The 25,193-nt window shown below is 47.4% G+C and carries 28 protein-coding genes and 1 pseudogene; 8 read left to right on the forward strand and 21 right to left on the reverse strand.

Annotation, left to right across the window (positions count from 1 at the left end; genetic code table 11):
• Positions 1-117: 117 nt before the first annotated feature.
• A complete protein-coding gene (locus tag AC3RCL_RS17635; protein ID WP_492531049.1) occupies positions 118-1,029 on the reverse strand; it encodes an NAD(P)/FAD-dependent oxidoreductase in 912 nt (303 codons plus the stop codon).
• A gap of 277 nt (positions 1,030-1,306) precedes the next feature.
• Between AC3RCL_RS17635 and AC3RCL_RS17640 the strand changes: the two genes are divergently transcribed.
• Positions 1,307-1,732, forward strand: coding sequence for a glycosyltransferase family 2 protein (locus AC3RCL_RS17640; protein WP_492531051.1), 426 nt, complete (start codon positions 1,307-1,309; stop codon positions 1,730-1,732).
• Between the two features lie 89 nt (positions 1,733-1,821).
• Here AC3RCL_RS17640 and AC3RCL_RS17645 read toward each other — a convergent pair whose 3' ends face one another.
• Positions 1,822-3,015 (reverse strand): transposase, encoded by a 1,194-nt coding sequence (locus AC3RCL_RS17645; protein ID WP_492531053.1) that lies wholly within the window; start codon positions 3,013-3,015, stop codon positions 1,822-1,824.
• Here AC3RCL_RS17645 and AC3RCL_RS17650 point away from each other — a divergent pair.
• Complete coding sequence (locus AC3RCL_RS17650; RefSeq protein WP_492531055.1) at positions 3,001-3,492, forward strand: hypothetical protein; 492 nt, start codon at positions 3,001-3,003, stop codon at positions 3,490-3,492. The two genes, AC3RCL_RS17645 and AC3RCL_RS17650, sit on opposite strands and share 15 nt — an antisense overlap.
• A complete protein-coding gene (locus AC3RCL_RS17655) occupies positions 3,489-4,208 on the forward strand; it encodes a glycosyltransferase family 2 protein (RefSeq protein WP_492531057.1) in 720 nt (239 codons plus the stop codon). The genes AC3RCL_RS17650 and AC3RCL_RS17655 overlap by 4 nt, the downstream gene beginning before the upstream one ends.
• A gap of 158 nt (positions 4,209-4,366) precedes the next feature.
• Here AC3RCL_RS17655 and AC3RCL_RS17660 read toward each other — a convergent pair whose 3' ends face one another.
• The gene (locus AC3RCL_RS17660) at positions 4,367-4,888 is read right to left on the reverse strand and encodes an AraC family transcriptional regulator (RefSeq protein ID WP_492531059.1); all 522 of its coding nucleotides are present in this window, start codon (positions 4,886-4,888) and stop codon (positions 4,367-4,369) included.
• A 159-nt stretch (positions 4,889-5,047) separates the two neighbouring features.
• Here AC3RCL_RS17660 and AC3RCL_RS17665 point away from each other — a divergent pair.
• Together AC3RCL_RS17665 and AC3RCL_RS17670 are read left to right on the forward strand one after the other, a co-directional pair.
• Positions 5,048-5,350 (forward strand): annotated as a pseudogene (locus tag AC3RCL_RS17665) (cytochrome P450); the annotation flags it as partial.
• A 234-nt stretch (positions 5,351-5,584) separates the two neighbouring features.
• Positions 5,585-6,502 carry an aldo/keto reductase gene (locus AC3RCL_RS17670; RefSeq protein WP_492531061.1) on the forward strand — a complete coding sequence of 306 codons (918 nt, stop codon included), beginning with the start codon at positions 5,585-5,587 and terminating at the stop codon, positions 6,500-6,502.
• Positions 6,503-6,629: 127 nt separating this feature from the next.
• Here the strand turns inward: AC3RCL_RS17670 and AC3RCL_RS17675 are convergent, their stop codons facing one another.
• From AC3RCL_RS17675 to nirB, 6 genes are all read right to left on the reverse strand, one after another.
• Entirely contained in the window at positions 6,630-8,279 is a 1,650-nt protein-coding gene (locus AC3RCL_RS17675) for an FAD-binding dehydrogenase (protein WP_492531063.1), read from the reverse strand.
• Between the two features lie 306 nt (positions 8,280-8,585).
• Positions 8,586-9,341 carry a uroporphyrinogen-III C-methyltransferase gene (gene cobA, locus AC3RCL_RS17680; protein WP_249732696.1) on the reverse strand — a complete coding sequence of 252 codons (756 nt, stop codon included), beginning with the start codon at positions 9,339-9,341 and terminating at the stop codon, positions 8,586-8,588.
• 8 nt (positions 9,342-9,349) lie between these two features.
• Positions 9,350-9,514 (reverse strand): hypothetical protein, encoded by a 165-nt coding sequence (locus AC3RCL_RS17685; RefSeq protein ID WP_492531065.1) that lies wholly within the window; start codon positions 9,512-9,514, stop codon positions 9,350-9,352.
• Between the two features lie 89 nt (positions 9,515-9,603).
• Positions 9,604-9,816 carry a hypothetical protein gene (locus AC3RCL_RS17690; RefSeq protein ID WP_492531067.1) on the reverse strand — a complete coding sequence of 71 codons (213 nt, stop codon included), beginning with the start codon at positions 9,814-9,816 and terminating at the stop codon, positions 9,604-9,606.
• Positions 9,817-9,899: 83 nt separating this feature from the next.
• Positions 9,900-10,220 carry a nitrite reductase small subunit NirD gene (gene nirD, locus AC3RCL_RS17695; protein ID WP_015734883.1) on the reverse strand — a complete coding sequence of 107 codons (321 nt, stop codon included), beginning with the start codon at positions 10,218-10,220 and terminating at the stop codon, positions 9,900-9,902.
• Positions 10,221-10,233: 13 nt separating this feature from the next.
• Positions 10,234-12,666 (reverse strand): nitrite reductase large subunit NirB, encoded by a 2,433-nt coding sequence (gene nirB / locus AC3RCL_RS17700; RefSeq protein WP_492531070.1) that lies wholly within the window; start codon positions 12,664-12,666, stop codon positions 10,234-10,236.
• Between the two features lie 351 nt (positions 12,667-13,017).
• Between nirB and AC3RCL_RS17705 the strand changes: the two genes are divergently transcribed.
• Both AC3RCL_RS17705 and AC3RCL_RS17710 read left to right on the forward strand, forming a co-directional pair.
• The gene (locus AC3RCL_RS17705) at positions 13,018-13,641 is read left to right on the forward strand and encodes an ANTAR domain-containing response regulator (protein WP_015734881.1); all 624 of its coding nucleotides are present in this window, start codon (positions 13,018-13,020) and stop codon (positions 13,639-13,641) included.
• Positions 13,638-14,696, forward strand: coding sequence for an anthranilate phosphoribosyltransferase (locus AC3RCL_RS17710; protein WP_492531073.1), 1,059 nt, complete (start codon positions 13,638-13,640; stop codon positions 14,694-14,696). Before AC3RCL_RS17705 ends, AC3RCL_RS17710 begins: the two co-directional genes overlap by 4 nt.
• A 50-nt stretch (positions 14,697-14,746) precedes the next feature.
• Here the strand turns inward: AC3RCL_RS17710 and AC3RCL_RS17715 are convergent, their stop codons facing one another.
• From AC3RCL_RS17715 to AC3RCL_RS17755, 9 genes are all read right to left on the reverse strand, one after another.
• The gene (locus AC3RCL_RS17715) at positions 14,747-14,863 is read right to left on the reverse strand and encodes a hypothetical protein (RefSeq protein ID WP_009593567.1); all 117 of its coding nucleotides are present in this window, start codon (positions 14,861-14,863) and stop codon (positions 14,747-14,749) included.
• A 122-nt stretch (positions 14,864-14,985) separates the two neighbouring features.
• A complete protein-coding gene (locus AC3RCL_RS17720) occupies positions 14,986-15,768 on the reverse strand; it encodes a hypothetical protein (RefSeq protein WP_375119589.1) in 783 nt (260 codons plus the stop codon).
• A gap of 107 nt (positions 15,769-15,875) precedes the next feature.
• Positions 15,876-16,838 carry a hypothetical protein gene (locus AC3RCL_RS17725; protein WP_277748714.1) on the reverse strand — a complete coding sequence of 321 codons (963 nt, stop codon included), beginning with the start codon at positions 16,836-16,838 and terminating at the stop codon, positions 15,876-15,878.
• Positions 16,799-17,359, reverse strand: coding sequence for an RNA polymerase sigma factor (locus AC3RCL_RS17730; RefSeq protein WP_228468945.1), 561 nt, complete (start codon positions 17,357-17,359; stop codon positions 16,799-16,801). Before AC3RCL_RS17730 ends, AC3RCL_RS17725 begins: the two co-directional genes overlap by 40 nt.
• Before the next feature lie 194 nt (positions 17,360-17,553).
• Positions 17,554-18,090, reverse strand: coding sequence for a GNAT family N-acetyltransferase (locus AC3RCL_RS17735; RefSeq protein ID WP_492531076.1), 537 nt, complete (start codon positions 18,088-18,090; stop codon positions 17,554-17,556).
• 178 nt (positions 18,091-18,268) lie between these two features.
• Positions 18,269-19,462 (reverse strand): transposase, encoded by a 1,194-nt coding sequence (locus tag AC3RCL_RS17740; protein ID WP_028407136.1) that lies wholly within the window; start codon positions 19,460-19,462, stop codon positions 18,269-18,271.
• A 175-nt stretch (positions 19,463-19,637) separates the two neighbouring features.
• Complete coding sequence (locus tag AC3RCL_RS17745) at positions 19,638-20,291, reverse strand: lysozyme inhibitor LprI family protein (protein ID WP_492531079.1); 654 nt, start codon at positions 20,289-20,291, stop codon at positions 19,638-19,640.
• Between the two features lie 202 nt (positions 20,292-20,493).
• A complete protein-coding gene (locus tag AC3RCL_RS17750) occupies positions 20,494-21,090 on the reverse strand; it encodes a chloramphenicol phosphotransferase CPT family protein (RefSeq protein ID WP_492531081.1) in 597 nt (198 codons plus the stop codon).
• A gap of 171 nt (positions 21,091-21,261) precedes the next feature.
• Positions 21,262-21,498, reverse strand: a complete 237-nt coding sequence (locus tag AC3RCL_RS17755) for a hypothetical protein (protein ID WP_492531083.1) — start codon at positions 21,496-21,498, stop codon at positions 21,262-21,264.
• A gap of 343 nt (positions 21,499-21,841) precedes the next feature.
• Between AC3RCL_RS17755 and AC3RCL_RS17760 the strand changes: the two genes are divergently transcribed.
• A complete protein-coding gene (locus AC3RCL_RS17760; RefSeq protein WP_487717185.1) occupies positions 21,842-23,035 on the forward strand; it encodes a transposase in 1,194 nt (397 codons plus the stop codon).
• A gap of 103 nt (positions 23,036-23,138) precedes the next feature.
• On the opposite strand, the gene AC3RCL_RS17765 is transcribed toward AC3RCL_RS17760, so the two are convergent.
• From AC3RCL_RS17765 to AC3RCL_RS17775, 3 genes are all read right to left on the reverse strand, one after another.
• A complete protein-coding gene (locus AC3RCL_RS17765) occupies positions 23,139-23,528 on the reverse strand; it encodes a hypothetical protein (RefSeq protein WP_492531085.1) in 390 nt (129 codons plus the stop codon).
• Between the two features lie 293 nt (positions 23,529-23,821).
• Positions 23,822-24,052, reverse strand: a complete 231-nt coding sequence (locus AC3RCL_RS17770) for a hypothetical protein (RefSeq protein ID WP_492531087.1) — start codon at positions 24,050-24,052, stop codon at positions 23,822-23,824.
• A 232-nt stretch (positions 24,053-24,284) separates the two neighbouring features.
• A complete protein-coding gene (locus AC3RCL_RS17775; RefSeq protein WP_492531089.1) occupies positions 24,285-25,052 on the reverse strand; it encodes a nucleotidyltransferase domain-containing protein in 768 nt (255 codons plus the stop codon).
• Positions 25,053-25,193: the final 141 nt, after the last annotated feature.

Genomic DNA, 25,193 nt, shown 5'->3' on the forward strand with positions numbered 1-25,193 from the left:
TAGCCGATAATTGACCCCAATCCGGAGTGTAAGAATGATTTAGAATTAAAAAATCCCCTAGGAACGAAAAAACAGGCTTGGATGCTAACCAAAGCCTGCCTCTCGTATACTCACGGATTAACGATTCCATCGTTCGTTAAGCAGCTCGCCGTTGATGGCGGCCGCTGCCATGGCTCCCATCGAAGCGGCCGCAATGGCCTGATACATCTCGGTGGCTGCATCACCGGCGCTGTAGACGCCCGGCACGCTCGTTTTGCCGAAGGCATCAATGACCACACTTCCACCTTCATTGATATCGCAACCTACAGCCGCCGGCAATTCTGAACCAGGGACCAGCTTCGGCGCGAAAAAGATGCCCGTGCACGGAATGACCGCTCCATCCTCCAATACGACTTGCCGCACCATCCCCTCGTTCGATTCAATGCGATGAATCGGGGAGTTGAATAGAGGCACGTCATGATCCTTTAATTCCTGCCGTTGTTCATCCGTCAATTCATCCGGTCCGTTCGTACAGATGGTATACCGGTCGCTCCACCCTGCGATCACTTTGGCAAAATGCAGCGCCCCCGCACCCTTGGCAATGACGACGAGCGGTTGGTCCCTCAATTCCCATCCATCGCAGTATGGGCAGACGAAGGCACTCTTTCCGTATACGTCGGCTAATCCGTTAACATCCAACGGGCTGTCCTTCTTCCCAACGGCGAACAGCAGCTTTTTACTCCGGTATATCGTTCCCTCTCCCGTGGTAATCCGGAAATCACCGTCGACTCCCTCTACGGCGGCAGCTGTATTCTCTACGAAGCGGACGGAGGGATAGGCGGTAATCTGTTCTCTTGCTATGCGGCGAAACTCCGATGGGCTTGTACCGTCTCTCGTAAGAAAACCGTGGGTTTCCCGCGTAACCCTGTTTCGCGGCTTTCCTTCGTCAATCAACACCACGTCTTTCCTCGCTCTTCCCAATACCAGCGCAGCATTCAATCCTGCCGGACCTCCGCCGATAATAACGACATCATGCAATTGCTCCGTCATGCACACCATCACCCTTCTGGATCTTTAATGTCCATAATATGAACGCAAGACGACATGACTCCTTGTCTATTTCCCTTTGCCCAGGGAAGAATGCCAAGGACAAATCATATTATGGACTTATGTCATCCATTATAGATAAACAAGATCTGTAATGCAATGCCCTCCTGCTATAAAAATTTTAAAAGTTGGTCGAGTCGTAATGCCGTTACCTCTATTTATACTTTACATACTCTATTGTGATATAGAAATTATCCTCATAGATAAGGAGAGTGACGGAATGGCAGCAAGCTTCAACAATTCATCCAAAACGCAAGGCGTATCCATTATTACCTGTACGAATCGCCCTAATTATATTAAAAACTTGTTCCATAATTTCGCTAGACAATCCCATGCCAAGAAAGAGCTCATTATCGTCGTCAACGATAGTACAATCGCCCTCTCTCCTTACCAGCAAATAGCCAACAAGCATCGAAACATACAAATCTACCGCATGCCGGAGCATGTCACTTTGGGTGCGTGCCTAAATTACGCCGTAAGCAAAACGAAATACGGCATCGTTGCCAAATTCGATGATGACGACTATTACGCCCCCCACTATTTGTCGGACAGCCTGAAGTCGTTAAGAAGATCGAACGCCGATATTATAGGGAAACGTGCACATTATATGTATTTGAGCATTTTGCATAATTCCGAATTTGGATAAATCATAGGAAGAACAGACATTGTCTCGTCTCTAAATCACGCGTTTTCTGAAAAAGGACAGACCTCCAGAATTTTTGAAGTTTGAACTTTTTAAGCGGCGGCTTGCTTTCTTCTCGAAGCAGTTGAGAGCGCAGATACGAGTAGGACGATGGCGTTCAAATACTGCTGCGTAGTGACTTTTTGAACGCCCCAGACATGCAGGCTATCCGCGGACAAATACGTTTTCATTCGAGAATTGCACCGTTCCACGCTGGTTCGTTCATTGTAAAGCTCTTTCCAGCGCTTGGTATCGCGATGCGGATTACTATATCGCCTTAGATCGTCCTTCGTATCGACTTTGACGACCATGCCATAGTTGGACGCTGAGCAAGTGGCCATGCCTAACGGGCAATCTACTTTGCCTGTGGCATGCGGACAACGAAACTTCAAGTAATCGCCGTCGGCGCCCCAGTAAGTCATCGCGAACCCCATCGTACAGCAAGGTGTTCCGTTTGTCGTCATGCCAGCGGGCGGTTCTTTTTCTCCCCGAGGATTGAGAGGAATAGTGGCTTGAGCGTTCACCTTTCGAGCCGCTTCGTACACTTTCATTTGGTCATAGCCCGCATCAAGCATGAAGAATCTCGTGCGTTTATCGACAGCAACCTTCTCAATCAGACCAGGTGCCATTTCTCCGTCATTGACATGTGCGGGCGTGACTTCTAGTGCTAGCGGAAGTTCGCTTTTCGTGTCAACAGCTAGGTGGAGTTTGTATCCGAACCAAGTGACTTTGTGGCCGAATGAATCGAACTTTGCGCCCCAGTTGGCATCGCCGGTCTGCTCACTTTTGCGCTTGGGTTGCTTCTTCTCATAAGCATGGATGGCGGCGCTGTCGATCGCAATGTGGCTGCCGTCGATGATGCCCTCTTGCTGACAGAGGTTGACCAGATTCTCGAATAGCTGCTGTGCCAATTTTTTCTTTGTCAGTTCGGCGAAGACCCGGCTTAGCGTAGAAATAGACGGTGCTTTGCGATCTAATGAAAGTCCACACTGATAGCGAAATCGAAGATCTGTTTCCAATCGATGATGCAAGCCAGTAAACGTTTGAATATGCTCAAGCGGCGCAGCCAAAAGTGCACGAAGAATTCCTTCTCTACAGTGCCCGTCAGCGCCACGGGGTGAACGACTTCTCAATTGCTTGGCATAAGGGCGAAGATCCAAGACGCTAAAAAAAATGGGCAATCGATCTTTTGATTGCATTTTTAACAGATCCTCAAAGGAAAATAGACTTTCTTGGAGAATATACAAGTGACTTCACTTCCTCTCGGAGTTTTTGGGTTTGGTCACTTGAAAACTTCTCCAAATTGGGGTGAAGTCCCTTTTTTATGTTTGAAAATCCTTGTGTATCAAGGGCTCAGATTAATGCAAAATGCTCATTTACAAGGCTCCAAAACTCTAATTCTACGCTTTCCTAACGATGAAAATCGAACCGTAACCATGCTGCCGGGGGCTACGCTCATATTTAAGAAGCACGTCTTTAACAAAGTACGCTTTCCGAATCAAAGCGTCGGTGAAGACGATCTTTTTTGCACAAGAAGTAAAAGAAAGGGCTTCAAAGTCTATTCCGGCAGCAAGTATCATTTTACGGCAGTGCGGCGGAAAAATTCATCCGGTCATACATGGATCATTAGCGATCAGGAACTCATGGCCAAGCACCCTAAAGTTCCGAATGTGCGAGATTTCAAAAAATTCGTACAGCGGACGACCGGAGGCGGTCGAGCATGACGCACCGGTCATCATCCCCATCACAGCCTGCCGTATCGATCATCACCTGCACCAAAAGACCGGAATGCCTGCACAATCTGCTGGAGAATTACGCCAGACAGAATTACAGGAACAAAGAGTTAATCGTCATCTTAAATCATGGCAGTCTCAAGCTGCCGGAATATCAAATGGCAGCCAAGTCATATCGCAACGTCCGAATATATAGCAAACCGGAACGATTATCACTCGGCAGCTGCCTTAATTATGGAGTCAAGGTCTCCAAACACGGCCTCATTGCTAAATTTGACGATGATGACTATTACGCACCTGATTATTTGAACGAAAGCGTCCGTCTCATGATCAAGACTCGCACTGATATTGTAGGAAAGAGAGCGCACTTCATGCAGCTTGCCGGACAAAAAGCTCTTCTGCACCGTTACCCTAACATGGCCAATCAATGGGTTCGCCTTGTTCAAGGGGCGACCATGCTGGTTAAACGGCATGTATTCGATCAAGTAGCGTTCCCGAATCAAAATCGCAGCGAGTGCGTCCAATTTTGTGCTGATTGTATAGCTCGTAACTATAGAATATACTCGGGCAGTCCGTATCATTTCTTAGCGAATCGAAGACGCAACTCCACCAATCACACCTGGATCGTCAGTGACAAGAATCTATTGACTCAACATGTTAAAAAGCTGAACGTAGACAATGCAAAGAAATTCGTGAGCAGAGGCTAAGCGCTGCATGAATCTAAATGTTCCGTATATCGTAATGAATGCACCGGCGACCCGAGCATTTCCACAGAAACGGCGAGCTCGAGTATGGCGTGTAGTTTGTTTAACTGAATCAGAAGAACGGTTAAGAGCCACTCCATTGGAGCGGCTCTCATTCATGCCTAGCGAATCGAACGTCTCATTAAATAAACGCCATAATCCAAGATGACATTCCCCTGCTCGTCCGGCATCATGAAACGGACTGGATGATAACGTTCAAAGAACCACGGGTTCACGTCCAAGCTCCAGCCTTGTTCGGCGATTTTCGCCATGCATCGTTTATGAGGCTCCATACCGAACAGCTCCCCGTTATCCTTGCCATATAACCAACATATACCCGCAGCGCCTTCTTCCAGATCCGCATGGTCAAATCCTTCCGGCGCTTCGATATGCTTCGGGAAAAGCATACCGATCCAATATTCAAACTGAATCCCGTTCATTCGCATAAGACCATAAGAAGCACCCTCCGATTCCGGCAAACAACCAAGCTGCCCGATCTTTTCGAACCAACCATTGGCGAACCATTCTTCCCACTGGTCCGCGAAGCTTCCTGCCGCATTTCGATGCTCGTCCGTATACCGTTTGCCGATCAAGCGCGCGGACGGGATCTTTTCTTTGTACACCCTGATTATTTCTGCAGCCATTTTCTTAACCTCCTGGGTTCATCTTTTTGAAATATTACTTAATCAAATTCTCGTCAACGCAAGGGAATCCTGCAAGGGAGCAGCCCGGTTTCAACTTTTGGCTTGGATTATGATAGTTGAGAACAGCGGTGTGAAATTGTTCAAATCGGAAGAGAACATTTATACGGAACGAACCATCATCCCGGCCTATGGGATCAGCCGGAGCTGTTCAAGCCGGATCGCTTCGAACATTGGAACGGAAGTCCCTTTAACTTCATCCCTCAAGGCGGCGGAGATCATCATACGGGACACCGCTGTGCCGGGGAATGGATTACGCTTGAGATCATGAAGGAAAGTCTGGACTTTCTGGCTAACCGGATGAGTTATGAAGTGCCCGTGCAGGACGTAAGCTTCAGCTTTCATGAGATGCCTTCTCTTCCTCCCAGCCGGATCGTCATTCGAAAAGTAAAGGTCCTACATTAGGATGCGGTGAATCCCAGGGCGCTTCCGAAATCGCATGTGGGATCCATAACCCACATGGCTGCATGGGAGAGAAAATTAAAGCTTGTACATTGCGCCGTCTGCATGTCACAATACACTAGAGACTGTCAGCATGAACCTATTCATCTAGTCGTTCGCTTACACGTTCTCGGCTGCCCCTACACTATAGCGCGGCGGCCGTACAATCAATCAATTTTGAATGGGAGGACCGCAATCATGAAAACGATGAAACTAGGAAGCAGTTCACTGGAAGTACCTGTTGTAGCCGTTGGTTGCATGCGCATAAATTCGCTGGAAAAAGCCGAAGCCGAACGTTTCGTGCAATCCGCACTGGAGGAAGGAGCCAACTTCTTCGACCATGCCGACATATATGGCGGCGGAGCTTGCGAGGAGATTTTTGCAGATGCGATACATATGAATGCGGAAGTCCGCGAGAAGATCATTCTTCAATCCAAATGCGGTATCCGTCAGGGCATGTTCGATTTCTCCAAAGAGCATATCTTGAATTCCGTCGACGGCATTCTCAAAAGACTTCGTACCGAATATCTCGACGTTCTCCTGCTCCACCGTCCGGATGCTTTGGTTGAGCCTGAAGAGGTGGCTGAAGCATTCGATCAGCTCGAGAGCTCGGGGAAGGTGCGTCATTTCGGCGTATCCAACCAGAATCCGATGCAGATCCAGCTGTTGAAAAGAGCGGTGAAGCAGCCGCTCGTGGCCAACCAGCTGCAGCTTAGCATCACCAATACCACCATGATACAAAGCGGAATCAACGTGAATATGGAGAACGACGCCGCGGTTAACCGCGATGGCAGCGTTCTGGATTTCTGCAGACTGAACGACATTACGATTCAGCCTTGGTCGCCTTTCCAATACGGGTTCTTCGAAGGCGTATTCCTTGGAAGCGACAAGTTCCCTGAGCTTAACCAGAAGATTGATGAAATCGCTGAAAAATATAACGTTACCAATACGACGATTGCCATTGCTTGGCTTCTTCGCCACCCTGCACAAATGCAGCCCATCATCGGAACGATGAATATCAACCGTTTGAAGGACTGCATCAAAGCAGGCGATGTCACGTTGACTCGCGAGGAATGGTACGCCATTTACCGCGCGGCCGGCAACATCCTTCCTTAAGCCATAACTGAGAACGGCCTCCCATCGACTTCGATGGGAGGCCGTTTCATTATTATGGCTGGGGAGAAGATGACAACGATAAGGGTCCTTTTGCACAATTTTCCAAGGATGGACGACCTCCTGAACCTTACAGTTGTGCAATGCTCCGCCCCGCCTGCCTTCCCGTAAACAGGCAGCCGCCCAAAAACGTTCCCTCCAATGCACGGTAACCATGAACGCCCCCACCACCAAAGCCGGCCGCTTCTCCGACCGCGTAGAGCCCGGGAATCGGTTCGCCGAATGCACTCAGCACCCTCCCCGAGAGATCCGTTTGAAGCCCGCCCAGTGTTTTTCGGCTAAGAATATGCAGGCGTACCGCAATCAATGGACCATGGGCCGGATCAAGAAATTTATGCGGCTTGGCTACGCGCACCAAGCGATCGCCTATATAATTCCTTGCTCCCCGGAGCGCCGTGATCTGCAGATCCTTGGTAAAAGCCTGGTCCATCTCGCGGTCTCTTGCGGCAAGCTGACGCTTCAAATCGTCCAGCTTGACCAGATCGCTGCCTGCAAGCTTATTCATGCCGTCCACAAGCTCGGGCAGTGAATCGGCGACAACAAAATCCTCGCCGTGATCCAGAAATGCCTGCACAGGGCCAGGAATGCCCGAGCCAACTCTTCCCAGCACTTTACGGATGCTCTTTCCGGTCAAATCCGGGTTTTGTTCCGAGCCGGACAGGGCAAATTCCTTCTCAATGACCTTTCTGGTCAGAAGAAACCAGGAATAGTCAAAGCCCGTATCCTGAATGGCTTTCAGGGTTCCCAGCGTATCGAAGCCCGGGAAATTCGGAGCAGGAAGCCGTTGCCCCTTGGCATCAAGCCATACTGACGATGGACCCGGCAGTATCCGGATGCCGTGCTTGGACCATACCGGGTCCCAGTTCTTAATCCCTTCCGTGTAGTGCCACATCCGGTCTCGATTGACGACCCGCCCGCCGGCTTGCTCCGTTATTCCCAGCATCCGTCCGTCCACATGCGCGGGAACGCCGGAGAGCATCGCTCGTGGAGGCTTGCCTAACCGGGACGGCCAATGCTGCCTGATCAGCTCATGGTTGGCGCCGATGCCTCCGCTGGAGACAACCACAGCCTCCGCATAATATTCATAGTCGCCAACGACCTCGCGGGAGCTTTCTTCGCCCCGGCCGGCCGAACTCGGTGCAAGTACCGAGCCCCTTACTCCGATGACAGCATTCTCGCGCGTAATCAGCTCATCGACTTGGTGACGCGGACGATAATCAACTGCGCCGGAACGGATGGCGTCTCTGACCCTGGACTCAAATGGCTGTACGACACCTGGCCCTGTTCCCCACACAATATGAAAACGCGGAACGGAATTGCCGTGGCCCTCGGCGAGATATCCGCCGCGTTCCGCCCAGCCAACGACTGGGAAGAACCGAATTCCTAACGAATGCAGCCATGCCCGCTTTTCGCCGGCGGCAAAGTCGACATAAGCCTCGGCCCATTTCCGCCCCCACAGATCCTCGTCCTCCTCCCGATCGAAACCAGCGGCTCCCATCCAATCCTGCCATGCCAGTTCACGGGAATCCCGGATCCCCAGTCTTCTCTGCTCGGGCGAATCGACAAGGAATAAACCGCCAAAAGACCACCATGCCTGCCCGCCAATAGAGCTTTCCGGTTCCTGGTCAAGCAGCAGCACCCGCTTGCCGGCCTCGGCCATTTCGGCGGTAGCCACGAGACCCGATAAGCCGGCTCCTACCACGATGACGTCATATTTCATGCGTCTCCCCCGTTCTTTCCCTTTTCTAAAACAAGTAATGTCAACTTCACTCCAGCTTGATCGTTACAGATGGCGTTAACATGATATTCTTTGCGGTGTAAGCGTTTTCCTCTCGCGACGGCATAAAATCGGCTATTCTCGAATGCCGGGTCCGTATTATTGTATGCCTACCCATCCCCGCTAACATGTTCCACAGCAAAATAAAGTGAACCCCAAATCAAGAAGGGTTCACTCCATGGTTAAAAGTATCTTCGTATCGTTCTAGCGTAATTGTAGGCTGCGCAACTCCTCATGTCTGCACAAGGGTTAACCGGTCTTCTCCTGCGCCTCCGCCGCCAGTTTCAGGAGCTGCTCTCTGACCCGCACCACTTCTCCAATGATCAGCAGGGCCGGATTTTTCACGTTCATCCGATGAGAAATCCTGTAGATGGTTCCGAGCGTACCCGTGAAGATTCTCTCTTCTGCCCAGGTTCCCTGCTCGACGATGGCGGCGGGAGTCCACGGCGGCTTGCCATGAGCGATCATCTCTTTACAGATGCCGTCCATTCTGCTGACACCCATGTACACCACAAGCGTATCCACGCTGTGCGCCAGCAAGTCCCACCTCACGCTCTGCTCATTACCATGGCAGCTCGTTCCGCTGACAAAAGCAACCGAGGTACTGGCTCCGCGGTGAGTCAGAGGAATTCCTGCGGACGAGGAAGCACCCACAGCCGAGGTAACGCCTGGCACGAATTCGAAGGGAATGCCGCGTGCAGCCAATTCGCAAGCTTCCTCTCCCCCTCGACCGAAGATCAGCGGGTCGCCTCCCTTGAGTCTGACAACATGATGACCATCAAGGGCAAAGGCCACCATGTTCTCGTTGATCTTTTCCTGCGGAAGAGAATGGCGTCCGGGTGCCTTGCCGCAGTATACAAGCAAAGCATCCTTCTTAGCGTAACTCAACAGCTCATCGTTCACCAACCGATCGTACATGATGACGTCCGCTTCCTGGATACGCCGGAGGGCTTTCAGCGTAATCAGCTCCGGGTCTCCAGGACCTGCGCCGACGATATACACCATGCCCGGCCTCATCGTCTGATCTCGACGGAAACTGCCGTCGCCTCCATTATTCCGCGGCCTGAATAGCCGGTCGCCATCCGCGCAACCCCGCGTCTCTTGCCGAATCCATATTGGGCAAAGTACAGCATCGCTCCGGTAAATACCGATCCGCCGATAAAGCTACCTATAAGCACGGGGATTTGATTCCAGAGCCACCCCTTCTTCTGCAGAACGGTTAACGGTAAGAGCGCAAAGCTTCCGGTGACCAGCTCTAAGCCCAGCACTACAATGATGACAAAGCCAACCGGAAATAGGAGCGCGCCCGCCTCGGGATATTCGTTTGGGTCGAAGCCGTAAATGCTAGCGTGGTGGCGCATGCCAGGATAGCGCCGGACAGTATGCCGCGAATAAGCATCTGCGAAGTCTTCAGCCGCGCCTTCGCGGCCCCAGCCTCGATCATGTCATGCATCACCTGATCCGGTTTCACGTAATCCATGTCGGTCTACTCCTTCTAATGAAATCAATCCTTAACATTTATGACAGCCTCAAACATGACAGCGGAATATGACTGACAATGCGTTAAGCTGTACGATCCAGCAAGTAAATCGCGCCGCTTGCCGGATCCACTTCTATCTGATAAGTGTTTACATGACCCGTGTCCGGCTCTTGAACCTGTCCGCTGCACAGATCGATTTTCCAATCATGCAGTGGACAGTGCACTTGCTTCCCGCACACCATACCTTCCGAAAGCTTGCCTCCTTTATGCGGGCACTTGTTTTCGACGGCCAGAATATTCCCGTCCGACAAGCGGAACAGCGCAATTTCCGTTCCCCCGATTTCAATGGTTCTTGATCCCTTAGGATCGATTTCGTTCACGTATCCTACGTGCAGTTTCGCCATATTGGTTCTCCCCCTATTTCGTCACAGCTTCGGCGTCAGGCAAAGGCACGAAATTTTTACGAAGCCCGCTGTCTGACGTAATCTCCTTCCACGGATCCTTTTGCTTGCTTAAAGCCAGCTTTATTCTGGAAACAAGAGCGGCGCGGTCCTCTTTCTTCTCCAATGCTTTTTTCACATGGTCCAGGCCCACTCGCTCGATCCAAACCGACGTCCGTTCATTCCATTGTGCGTTTTCGCGGTAATATTGGATAAAGGCTCCGGCCCATTCGACTACCTCGTCTTCGGTCTTTACGACGCATAACAATTCCGTGGCCCGGACATGAACGCCTCCATTGCCGCCGACGTGCAATTCCCAGCCGCCATCAATTGCCACAACGCCAAAATCCTTAATGGTGGCTTCCGCGCAGTTCCGAGGACATCCGGAAACCGCCAGTTTCACTTTGGCCGGGGTGCTCAGCCGCTCAAATTCTTTCTCCAAACGCACGCCCATACCTATGGAGTCCTGCGTGCCGAATCTGCAAAACGTGGACCCTACGCAAGTTTTAACCGTACGGAGGGCTTTACCGTAGGCATAACCGGAAGGCATATCCAGCTCCTCCCACATCCTCGGCAGATCCTCCTTCTTGACGCCGAGCAGATCGATCCGCTGTCCGCCCGTAATCTTGACCATCGGCACATCGAATTTTTCTGCAATCTCGGCGATTTTCTTTAGCACCGAAGGCGACGTCACCCCACCGTATATCCGAGGCACCACGGAATACGTGCCGTCCTTCTGAATGTTGGCATGGTACCGCTCGTTCGTGAAACGGGATTCCTTCTCGTCCACGTAGGATTCCGGAAACAGCATGCCGAGATAGTAGTTCAACGATGGACGGCACTTGGAGCACCCCTCCGGATTGTCCCATCCCAGCACATTCATCACTTCTTTCACGGTACCCAGTCCAAGACGGGTGATCTCGGTGATAATTTCATCTCTCCCCAGCGAAGTACATCCGCATATCCCTTCTTTTACCGGCTCCCCGGCAGCATCCCCGGCGTATAATTGAACGAGTCCCTCGACAAGAGGTTTGCAGCCGCCGCAGGATCCCGAAGCTTTGGTACAAGCTTTAACGGATGCGACGGTATTGCAGTTCTTCGTAAGAATGGCATCTTTGATCGCTTCTTTCGATACGCCGTTACAGCCGCAAATGATCTCATCATCCGCCAGCTGAGCCAGCCGCTGCTCCGGTGATACAACGCCTGCATTAGGCGCGAAGCCTAACAGAAGCTCTTTCTCTCTGCCCCTGATGGATTCCCCGCTCTTCATGAGCGAAAACAGCTTCGGTCCATCCCCCGTATCGCCGAACATAACAGCCCCGATGAGCCGGTCTTCGCGGACGACGATTTTTTTGTATACCCCTTCGACCTCGTCTTGATATCGCATGGATCTGGTTCCTTCCGGGTCTGCAAAATGACCTGCGGAGAATACATCCACGCCGGATACCTTTAATTTCGTTGACGTGACGGAACCGGCATATCCACTCGTCTCCACACCTGCCAGATGCTTGGCGAGTACCGCTCCTTGTTCGTACAGCGGGGCTACAAGACCATAAGCGATGCCCCGATGCTCCGCGCATTCGCCCACCGCATAGACGTCGGGGACGTTCGTCTCCATATAGTCGTTAACGACGATCCCGCGATTAACCTCGATCCCGGAGGACTGTGCCAAAGAGATGTTTGGCTTGATCCCGACGGCCATCACGATCAGATCGGTCTCGACGCTGCTCCCGTCCGTAAAATGGAGCGCCCTCACCCGCTTCCGACCCGAGATCGATTCCGAATTTTTATTCAGCAAAAACGTCATTCCTTGTGTTTCGAGTTCACGCTGCAGCATTTTGGCTGCCGTCTCGTCCAATTGCCGTTCCATTAAATAGGGATTCAGGTGAACCACGGATACATCCATGCCCAGATGCAGAAGACCTCGAGCGGCCTCCAGGCCCAAGAGGCCTCCCCCGATGACCACCGCTTTCTTATATTGCTTCGACGTCTTCACCATCGTTTCGCAATCCTGGATGTCCCTAAAGGCGATCACGCCTTCCTTGTCGGCACCCGGCAAAGGCAGCATAAACGGATTGGAGCCGGTCGCAATAATCAAAGCATCATATGGAGCGACAGCTCCTTGTTCGGAGAATACTTTGCGATGCAGCGTGTCGATCCGGTTCACCGTATGTCCTGCATGCAATTGGATCCGGTTCTCCTTGTACCAATCCCAGTCATTAATCATGATTTCCTTCAGATCGGTTCCGCCTGCGAGGACGGATGACAGCATGATCCGATTGTAGTTCGGATGAGGCTCCGCTCCGAATATCGTAATCTCATACGCTTCGGGCGCAAGCTTGATTAAATGCTCGATAGCCCGCACTCCTGCCATGCCATTCCCAATCATCACTAACTTCTTTTTTGTCATGGTTCGCTCTCCCTCCGTCTAACACCTTCGATATACTCATCCATCAACAAATCTTAAAAAACCAAAATAGCCTGCATTCGATCCAGTAGAGTTGGCACACTCTTACCGGGAACGAAAACAGGCTTCTTTGCCGCTAATGGGATACAACGTTGTATCCGGGAAGTATAAAGTTCTTGAGGGAAATATACACTACGCATTTGAGTTCTGTCAACATATTTGACACGAAATTAAGAAAATTAATTAATTATCGACATCCGCTTGTGATTTATGTTATATAAATTAACATAGTTTCTGTTTTGTGCTAAAGCTTAACCTCTGACAGGATTTCATTTATGAAGGGAGCGTCAATCCATGCGTTCATTGCTGGTTATCCACCATCCGGTCCCTGCTTCAGAGCGAAGTGACACAGCTGCCAAGGCGCTTCTTCCGGAATTTATCCTTCGTTCATACGGCTATAAGATCCACCTTGCTCGCAATGAGAAGCAAGCGTTGGCCGGAATCATGGAGGCTGACGGAACGGTTCTCCATCTTCCGGTCTCCTCGATCAAGCCATGGTGCAGTACCCTTGAACAACAAAAGCGCGTGCCGGTTCTGTGGTGGTGCAGCGATCATGCCGCTTCGCAATCTCTCGAAGCATGTGAAGATGATGTTACAATTGATGGACTTTTATTTCCCTCCATGAAGGAGCACGAGCTGCATTGGACGCTTCATTTTAGTTCAAAGCATTTTTACGAACGTCAACAGTGGCATGACGAAAAAACGCAGCTCCTAGCCCGAATTGAAGAACGAAAATGGATTGATATGGCCAAAGGCATTTTATGCGAAATGAAACAAATTTCGGAATCCGAAGCTTACGATGTCCTGCGCAAACAGGCGATGAATGAAAGAAAAAGAATGGTGGACGTCGCCACCTCGATCGTTAAGCTGTATCAATTGCTGCAAGAGACCGGTTCAGGAGGTGCCAAAAAATCATGATCCACTTATTGAAAGAAGTCGGCCGCGGCAAACGCGGCGCTCGGGACCTGACTTACGAGGAAGCGCTTCTGGCTGCAGCATCGATACTAGGTGCACAGGCTACTCCTGCGCAGATCGGCGCCTTTTTCATCGCTGAACGCATCAAGATGGAAAGCGTGGAAGAATTGGAAGCCTTCGTGAAGGTCAGTCGTGAATATGCGGACCGTTCGTTTCTACATGCGGGTATCGACTGCGCAGGTCCTTATGACGGCAGAAAGTCATCTTTTTTCTCGACGCTAGCCACTGCTTTTGTCCTCGCGGCTGCCGATCTCCCTGTTACGCTGCACGGGACTGCATCCCTCCCTCCAAAGTGGGGGATTACCTTGTCCGATATACTCGCGGCGAAAGGAATAACCGGACCGGCATTGGCAAAAGACTCATGCATCCGGGCGGCCAAACGGACGGGCGTATTATATGTAGATGCGGAAGAATGGTGCCCTCCGCTTAAGCACCTTCGCCCGATTCGCGAGGAACTGGGGATGCGGACCGTACTCAACACGGCGGAAAAGTTTGTCGATTATTCCCATTCCCCTTATTTAACCTTCGGCGTATACCATAATACGGTTTTTGACCGGTTAAGCCGACTGATCATGAAACTCGATTACCGTAAAGCGATCATTATTCAAGGCAGTGAAGGCTCCGATGAATTATTCATTCACCGGCCAACGCGGACATACCGGATCGAGAACGGCAAGGCCAGCCTGCAGATCATCGATCCCGAGGCGTACGGGCTAGATGTGCCGGTTCCGGACATCGGCTGGACTCCTTCCGAACAAGCTGACGCTACGGCGGAGGTTCTGCTGGGCAAAGGGGACCTCGCATTTATCTACCAGGTGCTGCTGAATGGTGCGGTACGTTTACAGTTGGCGGACAAAGTCAGCTCCGTCGAAGAAGGAATATATACCTGCAAAGCATTGCTGGACTCAGGGAAACCGTGGGAGTTATATAGCAAATGGTTGTCCTTGCTCATAGAATCCGATGTGGTCTCGCCAATGGGAAGGCATGCCTCGCAATGAACGGAAGAAACCCGCACCGAGTAAACGGTGCGGGTTTTTGTCATAACCTATTAAACTCCAAATCCGAATCCGAAAGCAGACAAGATGATGACCAAGAGAATAAAGAGAACCAGCACCGCTCCAACCGATCCGTATCCTCCGCCATTGTAACCGGCAACTTCACCCATGGTTCTAACCTCCTTTATTTTCGGAACACAATATCCTATGCTTGTTATATGAAAGAGTTTAGACTTTAGAGCAAAAAATAAAAACATGGGTTATTGCATCGACCGGATCTAATGCAGAGCTTCTATTTTTGAGCAAGCATATTTTGGGCATAGCGAAGAATATCAGACTTGACGTCTTCCGCCCAAATGCTGTAACGAATCTGTTGCTCCTCATCCACCCAATCCAGGTGATCCCTTCCCTTCGAGTCGGCGGTGTAGACACATTCGACACCGTTAATGACGATGGTTTCCTTTGATTCGTTCGGTTTCTCCTGCGGTACGGGCGTTCCGCCTATCGGCTGTTCGGGAACGATATCACTCGCTACGACTTGAAGCTTTACTTTGCCTTTTTCATAGTTCAGAATCGCGGCGGATGCTTCATTTACCTTCATGATCTCGGAATACACGAACTTCTCGCCGTTTCCAGCCTTCCCCTTCAATTCCTTGTCCAGCTTCTTGTACAAGCTCGACGTTCTTTCAGGACTCTTTAAGTATACAACCGCGTTCTTGAAAGTGTACCCTTTCGGCAAGGCTGCAGGCTTGGTCAGGGACGGTGCACTCATTGCCTTCGACTTCGCCAAATAATCCGTATACTTAGTGAAAGCAAAGCCTTTGGATGCGAAGTAGATTTGATCTGTCCGGTTAAATTCCTGATCGGCAGCATAGTAGGCAATCATCTGACCTGGCTTAAGCCTGTTGACCAAGTCCGTGATTTGATCGTCATATGAAACGATTCCCTTCTCCGGTTTGGCAGATATCGTCTTCGATATCGATGCGCTTTCGGTACTGGCTGCGTATGCGTTGACGGATCCGACCATCATCGTGGCTGCGAGAAATAATGCGACTTTCATCTTGTTTTTTATCATGTTACCATTCGTGCTCCTTTCGGCGGCAAAGCCTTTTGAGTTTTATTAACATCTCATATAACACCTTGCCGTCATCAAAAGGACATTTTGTAAAAAATCGGATGCCTTTACGGAATAAGCCCTGCCGCAATCTTCGCAAACTCATCCTTGGACAACGGATCCTTTGGGTCATCCGTAATTATATACAGCACCTCTTCATTGTCGCTTAGCCAAGTCAAGCTGCGCGAAGGGCTGGATGGACTGGCTGACAGAATCATTTCTTTCCCTTTCACCTTTATTTTTACGGCTTGGTTTGTGGGCACCCCGGCCTTGGAGCCCTTCTCTCGGGCATAAGCTACCATCTTGATCCGATTTTCGCCTTTACGATATTCCATTCCTGTAGATGCAATCTTGAACCAAGGAACAATCTTATAGAACAGTCCCTGTTCTTCATCCGACTTCTCTGCCTGCTCTTTGAGTTCGTTCAGAAGAGTTTCATACTCCGGTGTGCCCCATACGGGATTGTTCCTAATCTGAATCTGTCCATAATCATAACGATACCCTTTCGGTACATATTCAGGCTCTTGAAGCACGGGAGCGCCTTTTTCCTCGATTTCTTTTGCGAGTTCCTGATAATTTGAATGCTTAGTCAACATATAAAAATAATTCAGAGGTTGTTCTTTGACGAGTGGCGTCATGTGCAGGTCCTTGATATAAAATACCGCCTGTTCTCCCGGCTTTAACCTCTTTCTCAGCTCTTCTTCCGTCTCTTTCACACGTTTGGCGTTATATTCCGATTCGGAATATTTCCATGGCTTTATGGTAGACAGAATGACTTCGCCTTCCTTGTTCTTGATCTGTATCAAATAATGACTGGCGTAAACACTAAGCGACGAAAGAATCAAAATCGCAGTAAGCATTGCAATCATTAAGGTTTTCTTCCGATTGCCGTCATTTCTTCCGTGTTTCTTCCGGTGAATTCGTCGCACCTTTTGCATGATGGCGGGAGTCACGTCTACTTCTTCATCCACGGAGTGCATTTCCATGCTTCTCAGAATTCGATCTTGCTCCGGCTGTCCCGAATCTCGCATAACCCCGCCCCCTCCTTCTCCTGGATCAGTTGGATGACTTTCTGTTTCATTCGAGCATATTTTTTCTTCACCGCGCTTAGATTCTTATCCAGAATCTGGGCAATCTCCGTAAATGGTTTATCTTCAAAAACCCGCAACACAAGCAGATTTCGCTCCTCTGCCGAGAGCTTGGTCATGGCATATTCCAACGGTTCGCTAAACCACTTGCGCTCCAGCGTCTCTTCCACGCTATCAGCATAACCCGCCGGTTTGATCAGTCGGCTTACTCGCATGCGAACCCGTCGCTTACGAAGAATATTGAGACAATGATGATATCCAATCTTGTATAACCATGATGAGAATGAAACTTTGGCTTCATAGGTATAAAGCTTGGTAAACGCTTTGATGAAGATATCCTGGACGGCATCCTGCGCATCCTGCTTGCAGCCGAGCATTCGGCAGCAATATAGGTAAATCTGTTTTTTGTACGTTTCGACGATAGGCTCGAAACAATCCACCTCTCCGGCCTTAACACGTCTCACGTACTCCTCGATCGAATCCAATTCGAAGACGCACCTCCGTGTAAATCTTATTTACGTCTGTATAACCCCTCATCTTCCAAAAAAGGGACACCCGAAAACATAAATAAAAAAACAACTCATACCTCAAGTATGAATTGTTTTTTCGCCATGTCGATCACTTCTTTTGTTTAGAAGACATATATGTGTGTCGGACTTTACACCCGCGATGATACAAACTGAAAGATCAGCATCTCTTTGTCGTCCCTCGTTGCAACAAATTCCTGCATGGGAGAGGGCGAAACATAATTGTGCATCGTCTTTCTCCAGAATGTCTGAGCCCGCTTATTGCGATCGGTGGCATTCGTCTGGACTTCCCAGCTGCCGGCATGCTTCCCGAACACTTGCGATGCAGCATTCTCAGCAACATGTTTGCCCCGGAAGGGTTTCATAACAAAAAACTCATTCATGTAAAATTCACTGCCAAAAGTGTATGGCGGGGTTGCGACGAGGGCGAACCCTGCCGGAATACCTTCCACTCGAATCAGATAGGGAAACAAAACCGAGGGCTTCTCCCACCATATATCAAAAACTTGATTCTGGTCATATAAGGTTCTAGTATCGTCATCCTCAAAGACGCCGTATCGATTCGGCTTCCACTCCCATATCTCCGATAAATCATGCAAATATAGCGGATATAGATTGTTAATCATAAATTTGGCGGAAGCGTCGGTTAACTCCACGGTAACTTTCATATAATTTCCTCCATCCTAGACATATTCCAAACGCTTGAAATACTGCATTTTGCTATATGAGCATTTTGCATAATTCCGAATTTGGATAAATCATAGGAAGAACAGACATTGTCTCGTCTCTAAATCACGCGTTTTCTGAAAAAGGACAGACCTCCAGAATTTTTGAAGTTTGAACTTTTTAAGCGGCGGCTTGCTTTCTTCTCGAAGCAGTTGAGAGCGCAGATACGAGTAGGACGATGGCGTTCAAATACTGCTGCGTAGTGACTTTTTGAACGCCCCAGACATGCAGGCTATCCGCGGACAAATACGTTTTCATTCGAGAATTGCACCGTTCCACGCTGGTTCGTTCATTGTAAAGCTCTTTCCAGCGCTTGGTATCGCGATGCGGATTACTATATCGCCTTAGATCGTCCTTCGTATCGACTTTGACGACCATGCCATAGTTGGACGCTGAGCAAGTGGCCATGCCTAACGGGCAATCTACTTTGCCTGTGGCATGCGGACAACGAAACTTCAAGTAATCGCCGTCGGCGCCCCAGTAAGTCATCGCGAACCCCATCGTACAGCAGGGTGTTCCGTTTGTCGTCATGCCAGCGGGCGGTTCTTTTTCTCCCCGAGGATTGAGAGGAATAATGGCTTGAGCGTTCACCTTTCGAGCCGCTTCGTACACTTTCATTTGGTCATAGCCCGCATCAAGCATGAAGAATCTCGTGCGTTTATCGACAGCAACCTTCTCAATCAGGCTCGGCGCCATTTCTCCATCATTCACATGCGCTGGCGTGACTTCGAGCGCAAGTGGAAGTTCGCTTTTCGTATCCACCGCCAAGTGGAGCTTATAGCCGAACCAAGTCACTTTATTACCGAAGGAGTCGAACTTCGCTCCCCAGTTCGCATTGCCCGTTTGCTCGCTTTTTCGCTTAGGCTGCTTCTTTTCGTAAGCGTGAATCGAGGCACTGTCGATCGCAACATGATTTCCGTCGATGATGCCGTCTTGCTTGCAGCGATTGACCAAGTCTTCGAACAACTGTTTGGCCAGCTCTTTCTTCGTCAGCTCGGCAAAGACTCTGCTTAATGTAGCGATGGATGGAGCCTCGCGGTCGAGTGGAAGTCCGCATTGATAGCGAAACCTAAGATCGGTACTCAGTCGATGATGTAAACCAGTAAATGTCTGGATACGTTCTAGAGGAGCAGCAAGAAGGGCGCGCAAAATGCCTTCTCTGCAATGCCCGTCGGCTCCTCGGGGTGAACGACTTCTCAGTTCTTTCGCGTAAGGACGGAGGTCCAGCACACTGAAAAAGATCGGCAAACGATCTTTTGACTCGATTTTTAGCAGTTCCTCAAAGGAAAACAGACTTTCTTGGAGAATATACAAGAGACTTTACCCCTTCTTGAGTTTTCTGGATTGGTCTCTTGAAAACTTCTGCAAGTTGGGGTAAAGTCCCTTTTTTATGCCTGAAAATCCTTGCGTAGCAAGGGCTTAGATTACTGCAAAATACTCATTTATATAAGGTCTGTAGTGCTAAAAACCTTTAATCAAGATTCCAACTCTATTTTTTACTTTGGTATAAAAACTCAACTTCACCATCTAGCAAATATCGATATTCAAATAATTGCATTGTTCTTTCCCTAATTCTCTCCTTTATAACCCTGCCTAGGCTTACCGATCCTTGTGATCCAAGGTAACCATTATTAATAAATGACTTCTCTACAAATTTTATTTCCCTTAAGTGATACTGTAACCATTCTTTCTGCGATTCAATTAGTGCTTCTCTTGGTTCTCTATCCAACTTAGAAAGAAGCTTTTTATATATATGATTTAACTCATTATCCCAAATCTCTGTATATTTGCTTTCCAACGCCCCCCATTCTAATGTTGTAATAATCTCTTTGGAATTTTGAAATTCATTAAATTCCACCTCATAATCATGATCTATAGGATTTCGAAGCATTTCATCATAAAATTCTCCTTTCAAATCAAGGTTCCCAATGCTCATGGTTAACACTTCATAGTTAGAAGGATCTGTACGACCTTCAGTTATTTCTTTCGATTCTGTTCCATTACCTGTACTCACTACATCAGATGGCAGTTCAGAATTCATTATTGATTTAGTTTCGCTGTTCAAGGTAGTCGATTGACTACTATTTTGACAAGATGAAAACACTATCGTAATAAAAAATAATATGAGTATCTTACCTTTCATAAATGATCTCCTTAAATATTTCTTTAATATTTACCGGAAATGGCGCATAACGTTCTTGTATTGACGAAACGGCCCAGACTTAGATAACTCTTATCTTAGGTTGGCACGTTTGTTGTCTGAACTTCTTACATAATTATTCATCTGACAACCCAGGGGCGATAGCCCCACAGCGTGAATATGGTATTATCTGATGGGATGCCTTTTATAAACTACTAACATTTCTTTTACTTAATTTCTTAAATGCCGAGTAATCCTGATCGGACTTAATAAAATTCAATATCTTTTCGGCACATTCTGTTGGATTCAACTCTTCAGTATTTACTTCAAGGTCATATTCATTAAAGCAATATACTTTGTCGAACTGGGAATTTGCTAGTCCAATCATTCGATCTCCTCTGATTTGCTCTCTTCTTGTGAGTTCTTCTCTCGAGCATATTACACCTACGAATAATGTAGGATAATCAAAAAGTACATCAAGATAATCATTAAACCACTTGTCATTTTCGATTACGGTATCGACGATTACATTCAGACCATATTCTAAAAACAGTTTAATTGTGGCGTAGTACATGGAGATTATAGGATCAAACATTATTTGTCCGATAACTACATCATCCAATTCTTTTACTGGTTTTAAATCTGGAAATTTGTTATTAATAAGATCATTGAAATTATGAAAAAAATCATCTATGGATAAATGATGAAAAAGAATCTCTTTCTGATTGATCAGTTCCATAGAAATACTAGTCTTTCCTGAACTTGAAGTTCCGTTCAAGAACACAATCTGTCCTTGCTTCAAACGAATCACCCTCACTTATAAGCGTATCTTTCAGATAACGTTCTCGTGTCCACGACTTAGTCGTATGCGTCCAGCTGAAATCGTTTCCCTGCTAATGTCATTTGCCTCCCCGAATCCTCTTCTTACTCCGGCCGGACCGAGGGGCGAATGCCCCGAAGCGTGAATATTATGTTAGGCGAAGTCATTTTCTTCCATGATTAATCTTGCATACTTATCCCATTCTTTATTATCAGTGTTTATTTCAATTGTTGGTACCATTGATTTGGACGATTGAATTCTGAGTCTATTTTGGGTTTCGATTAATTCTTTGCACGCCACATCAATATCTTCTCTTGATTTGTTAATCCAGTTATTTGGATTTCTGCTCATTATTCTTTCTTCAACAATATCATTAGATATAGTTAACAAGATACATTTAGCTCCTATTTTATTTAAATTGTTGGTACCTTTGATTTGGACGATTGAATTCTGAGTCTATTTTGGGTTTCGATTAATTCTTTGCACGCCACATCAATATCTTCTCTTGATTTGTTAATCCAGTTATTTGGATTTCTGCTCATTATTCTTTCTTCAACAATATCATTAGATATAGTTAACAAGATACATTTAGCTCCTATTTTATTTGAGCATTTTGCATTAATCTGAGCCCTTGATACACAAGGATTTTCAAACATAAAAAAGGGACTTCACCCCAATTTGGAGAAGTTTTCAAGTGACCAAACCCAAAAACTCCGAGAGGAAGTGAAGTCACTTGTATATTCTCCAAGAAAGTCTATTTTCCTTTGAGGATCTGTTAAAAATGCAATCAAAAGATCGATTGCCCATTTTTTTTAGCGTCTTGGATCTTCGCCCTTATGCCAAGCAATTGAGAAGTCGTTCACCCCGTGGCGCTGACGGGCACTGTAGAGAAGGAATTCTTCGTGCACTTTTGGCTGCGCCGCTTGAGCATATTCAAACGTTTACTGGCTTGCATCATCGATTGGAAACAGATCTTCGATTTCGCTATCAGTGTGGACTTTCATTAGATCGCAAAGCACCGTCTATTTCTACGCTAAGCCGGGTCTTCGCCGAACTGACAAAGAAAAAATTGGCACAGCAGCTATTCGAGAATCTGGTCAACCTCTGTCAGCAAGAGGGCATCATCGACGGCAGCCACATTGCGATCGACAGCGCCGCCATCCATGCTTATGAGAAGAAGCAACCCAAGCGCAAAAGTGAGCAGACCGGCGATGCCAACTGGGGCGCAAAGTTCGATTCATTCGGCCACAAAGTCACTTGGTTCGGATACAAACTCCACCTAGCTGTTGACACGAAAAGCGAACTTCCGCTAGCACTAGAAGTCACGCCCGCACATGTCAATGACGGAGAAATGGCACCTGGTCTGATTGCGAAGGTAGCTGCCAAAACGAGCGCGAAATTCTTTATGCTCGATGCGGGCTACGATCAAATGAAAGTTTACGAAGCCGCTCGAAACGTGAAAGCGCAAGCCATCATCCCTCTGAACCCCCGAGGAGAGAAAGAACCTCCTGCCGGGATGACAGCAACCGGAACGCCATGTTGCTCGATGGGGTTCGCCATGACTTACTGGGGTGCTGACGGCGATTACTTGAAGTTCCGTTGTCCTCATGCCACGGGCAAAGTCGACTGCCCATTAGGCATGGCGGCTTGCTCGACTTCCAACTATGGTATGGTCGTCAAGGTGGATGCGAAGGACGATCTTCGGCGATACTGCAGCCCTCATCGAGATACAAAACGCTGGAAGGAGCTTTACAACAAGCGTACAAGTGTGGAACGATGCAACTCCAGAATGAAAACCTATCTTTCGGCTGATGGCATGCATGTCTGGGGCATCCAGAAAGTAACGACTCACCAGTATTTGAATGCCATCGTGCTGCTCGTATCCGCTCTTTCCATTGTTTCTAGAAAACAACAAACGGCAGCTTAAAAATTGAAACTGATGAAATTCTGCTGGTCTGCCCATTTTTAGAATCGAGTCACTTAGTAGTCTGGGGCTATTGATTTCTGCTGTCTGTTACACAAAAACGGAATTATGCAAAATGCTCATTTAAATCGTTCTCAATACTAGTTATTTCTGTATCTTCTGAATCCGAGAATGCGACTCGATGATTTAAATGGAACCTCTCTAATACAAAAAAGAGTCCTCTAGATTTTCTTTTCCATGGTCCTAAATTAATCGCCCAATCATTTAAATTCTTTAGCATATCAACTCTATCTCTTAATAGTTCAAGATGTTGATCTCTTGATAATCGAACAAACTCCCCATAAACATTATTCAGAATCTGAGAATAATGTTCACCAAGTATAACGATGCTCAACTCGGCTGATTCGTCAATCGCTTGATATTGTTTTATCGCTTTAAGTAGCGATGTTTTACCCGCGTTCGAAAACCCTTCAAGGATAATTCCCCTAATGTTCATATAATGGTTTCCTTCTTTATAATGATTTCGCCTAACGTTATTGTATCCCGAACACGAGAGGCTTAAAGGAGCGTCAGCGCGGGTCCGACGGACCTAGCCTCACAGGGTTGTGGACTGAATAAACCTCTCTGTTACCCTCATCTTGCGAACCAAGGGCCCGATGGCCCGAAGCGTAGATACTATGTTAGGCGATGCTCTCACTTCTATGAATTACTACCTAATACATGGTCGTTATAAAGTTTTTTGTTATTTAAATTATCGTTTCATTTTCTTCTCGTTCAATCATTATTATACTAATCTATTTTATAAATTTTTCTGATCTCTAGCCATGTTTCATACCAAAATGAACCGAACTTTAATGGTTTCAATATTTCAATATTCATTTCACTCATCATTAAAAACACTCGGTCATCCTCAACATTCAATTCATGACCAAATTCATACACTATATTAAAACATTCTTTTTTATAGTCTTCTTCACGTTTATCAGACCATTCTGACTTCTGAACAGAGAACCTTTTCATGTTTTTATATTCCTTATGTTCTATTTAATATTTAGAGGTATGATCATAATTGTTGCTAATGTTTTGAGAGTTTCCGACTAACGTTCTTGTATTCACGACGTCCTGGCCCCTTAGAGTCGCTGCTTATAGTTGTGAGGCTTGCCGAACTCCTAATGCAGTGACGTCCCGACGGGCTTAGGGGGCTGGATGGGGTCACTCGCTTCTCAGAGTGACCCCGAGCGTCAATATGGTGTTAGTCGAGGGAAGTTCTGGAAGCAGCCATTGTATTTAAGGCGTTCTCAAAATAGCTATATACTTCATCTGCAATTCCCAGAAACTCTTCAACAAGTACATCACTATCCAAGTAACAAGCATACAGATACTCAACTAAAGCGGAGTCAATCTCGCAATAGTTTATTATGGCATTCTTCATCTCAATAATGTCATCCTGCCATACACCTGTATCTGTTAAAACCAAAGAGTATAATGCACGAATTAATCTCTTCGAATACCCTTTAATATATCTAGTTTTCATCGTGTGATCACTAGCAGTAGAAAGTGAACGACGTACACGATCTACTTCTTCCTTGGTCTCTGTATTTAAGTCTAGAATGAACTCTGGGGAAATAATGATCGGTGGTACTTTTTCACCAATGTCATGACCATACATGCAAACACAAATTATCTTAACCCAAAAACCCCACTCATTCGGTTTACTTAATACATCGTCAATCGAGCAAATTATCGTATCAATCTTAGTTACTATTGGATATTCTTCCAAAAGCCTTTCTTTAATATTTGACAATCTTTCGTAATCAATATCTTTGGGATTTACACATACAATAGTAAAGTCTGCATCTGATTTAAAAGGTTTAGCAGTTCCTTTTGGAATCGAGCCACACATATAAATGCTATGAATCTTTCCTTTAAATTCGGTAAGTATATGATCTATATACTTATCAACAAAATCCTTATATTCACTTTGTATTGCAATTCTATTTATAACTTTTTCTAATATCATATAGACTCCTCCTAAACTAAGAACTTCTTTCGGCTAACGTTATTGTATTACGACGCGAGCCGGCCTTAGATAGCTCCTATCTTAGGTCGGCTCGTGTGTCGTCCGATTATCTACCATGATTATACATCTGACGACCAAGGG

This window comes from Paenibacillus sp. MT86 (assembly GCF_058792535.1).

Excerpts from the sequence above, each read along its gene's own strand:
- AC3RCL_RS17635 (WP_492531049.1), bottom strand. The coding sequence starts at position 1,029 with ATGACGGAGCAATTGCATGATGTCGTTATTATCGGCGGAGGTCCGGCA.
- AC3RCL_RS17640 (WP_492531051.1), top strand. The coding sequence starts at position 1,307 with ATGGCAGCAAGCTTCAACAATTCATCCAAAACGCAAGGCGTATCCATT.
- AC3RCL_RS17655 (WP_492531057.1), top strand. The coding sequence starts at position 3,489 with ATGACGCACCGGTCATCATCCCCATCACAGCCTGCCGTATCGATCATC.
- AC3RCL_RS17660 (WP_492531059.1), bottom strand. The coding sequence starts at position 4,888 with ATGGCTGCAGAAATAATCAGGGTGTACAAAGAAAAGATCCCGTCCGCG.
- AC3RCL_RS17670 (WP_492531061.1), top strand. The coding sequence starts at position 5,585 with ATGAAAACGATGAAACTAGGAAGCAGTTCACTGGAAGTACCTGTTGTA.
- AC3RCL_RS17675 (WP_492531063.1), bottom strand. The coding sequence starts at position 8,279 with ATGAAATATGACGTCATCGTGGTAGGAGCCGGCTTATCGGGTCTCGTG.
- cobA (WP_249732696.1), bottom strand. The coding sequence starts at position 9,341 with ATGGTGTATATCGTCGGCGCAGGTCCTGGAGACCCGGAGCTGATTACG.
- AC3RCL_RS17690 (WP_492531067.1), bottom strand. The coding sequence starts at position 9,816 with ATGGATTACGTGAAACCGGATCAGGTGATGCATGACATGATCGAGGCT.
- nirD (WP_015734883.1), bottom strand. The coding sequence starts at position 10,220 with ATGGCGAAACTGCACGTAGGATACGTGAACGAAATCGATCCTAAGGGA.
- nirB (WP_492531070.1), bottom strand. The coding sequence starts at position 12,666 with ATGACAAAAAAGAAGTTAGTGATGATTGGGAATGGCATGGCAGGAGTG.
- AC3RCL_RS17705 (WP_015734881.1), top strand. The coding sequence starts at position 13,018 with ATGCGTTCATTGCTGGTTATCCACCATCCGGTCCCTGCTTCAGAGCGA.
- AC3RCL_RS17710 (WP_492531073.1), top strand. The coding sequence starts at position 13,638 with ATGATCCACTTATTGAAAGAAGTCGGCCGCGGCAAACGCGGCGCTCGG.
- AC3RCL_RS17715 (WP_009593567.1), bottom strand. The coding sequence starts at position 14,863 with ATGGGTGAAGTTGCCGGTTACAATGGCGGAGGATACGGATCGGTTGGA.
- AC3RCL_RS17720 (WP_375119589.1), bottom strand. The coding sequence starts at position 15,768 with ATGATAAAAAACAAGATGAAAGTCGCATTATTTCTCGCAGCCACGATG.
- AC3RCL_RS17725 (WP_277748714.1), bottom strand. The coding sequence starts at position 16,838 with ATGCGAGATTCGGGACAGCCGGAGCAAGATCGAATTCTGAGAAGCATG.
- AC3RCL_RS17735 (WP_492531076.1), bottom strand. The coding sequence starts at position 18,090 with ATGAAAGTTACCGTGGAGTTAACCGACGCTTCCGCCAAATTTATGATT.
- AC3RCL_RS17745 (WP_492531079.1), bottom strand. The coding sequence starts at position 20,291 with ATGAAAGGTAAGATACTCATATTATTTTTTATTACGATAGTGTTTTCA.
- AC3RCL_RS17765 (WP_492531085.1), bottom strand. The coding sequence starts at position 23,528 with ATGAACATTAGGGGAATTATCCTTGAAGGGTTTTCGAACGCGGGTAAA.
- AC3RCL_RS17770 (WP_492531087.1), bottom strand. The coding sequence starts at position 24,052 with ATGAAAAGGTTCTCTGTTCAGAAGTCAGAATGGTCTGATAAACGTGAA.
- AC3RCL_RS17775 (WP_492531089.1), bottom strand. The coding sequence starts at position 25,052 with ATGATATTAGAAAAAGTTATAAATAGAATTGCAATACAAAGTGAATAT.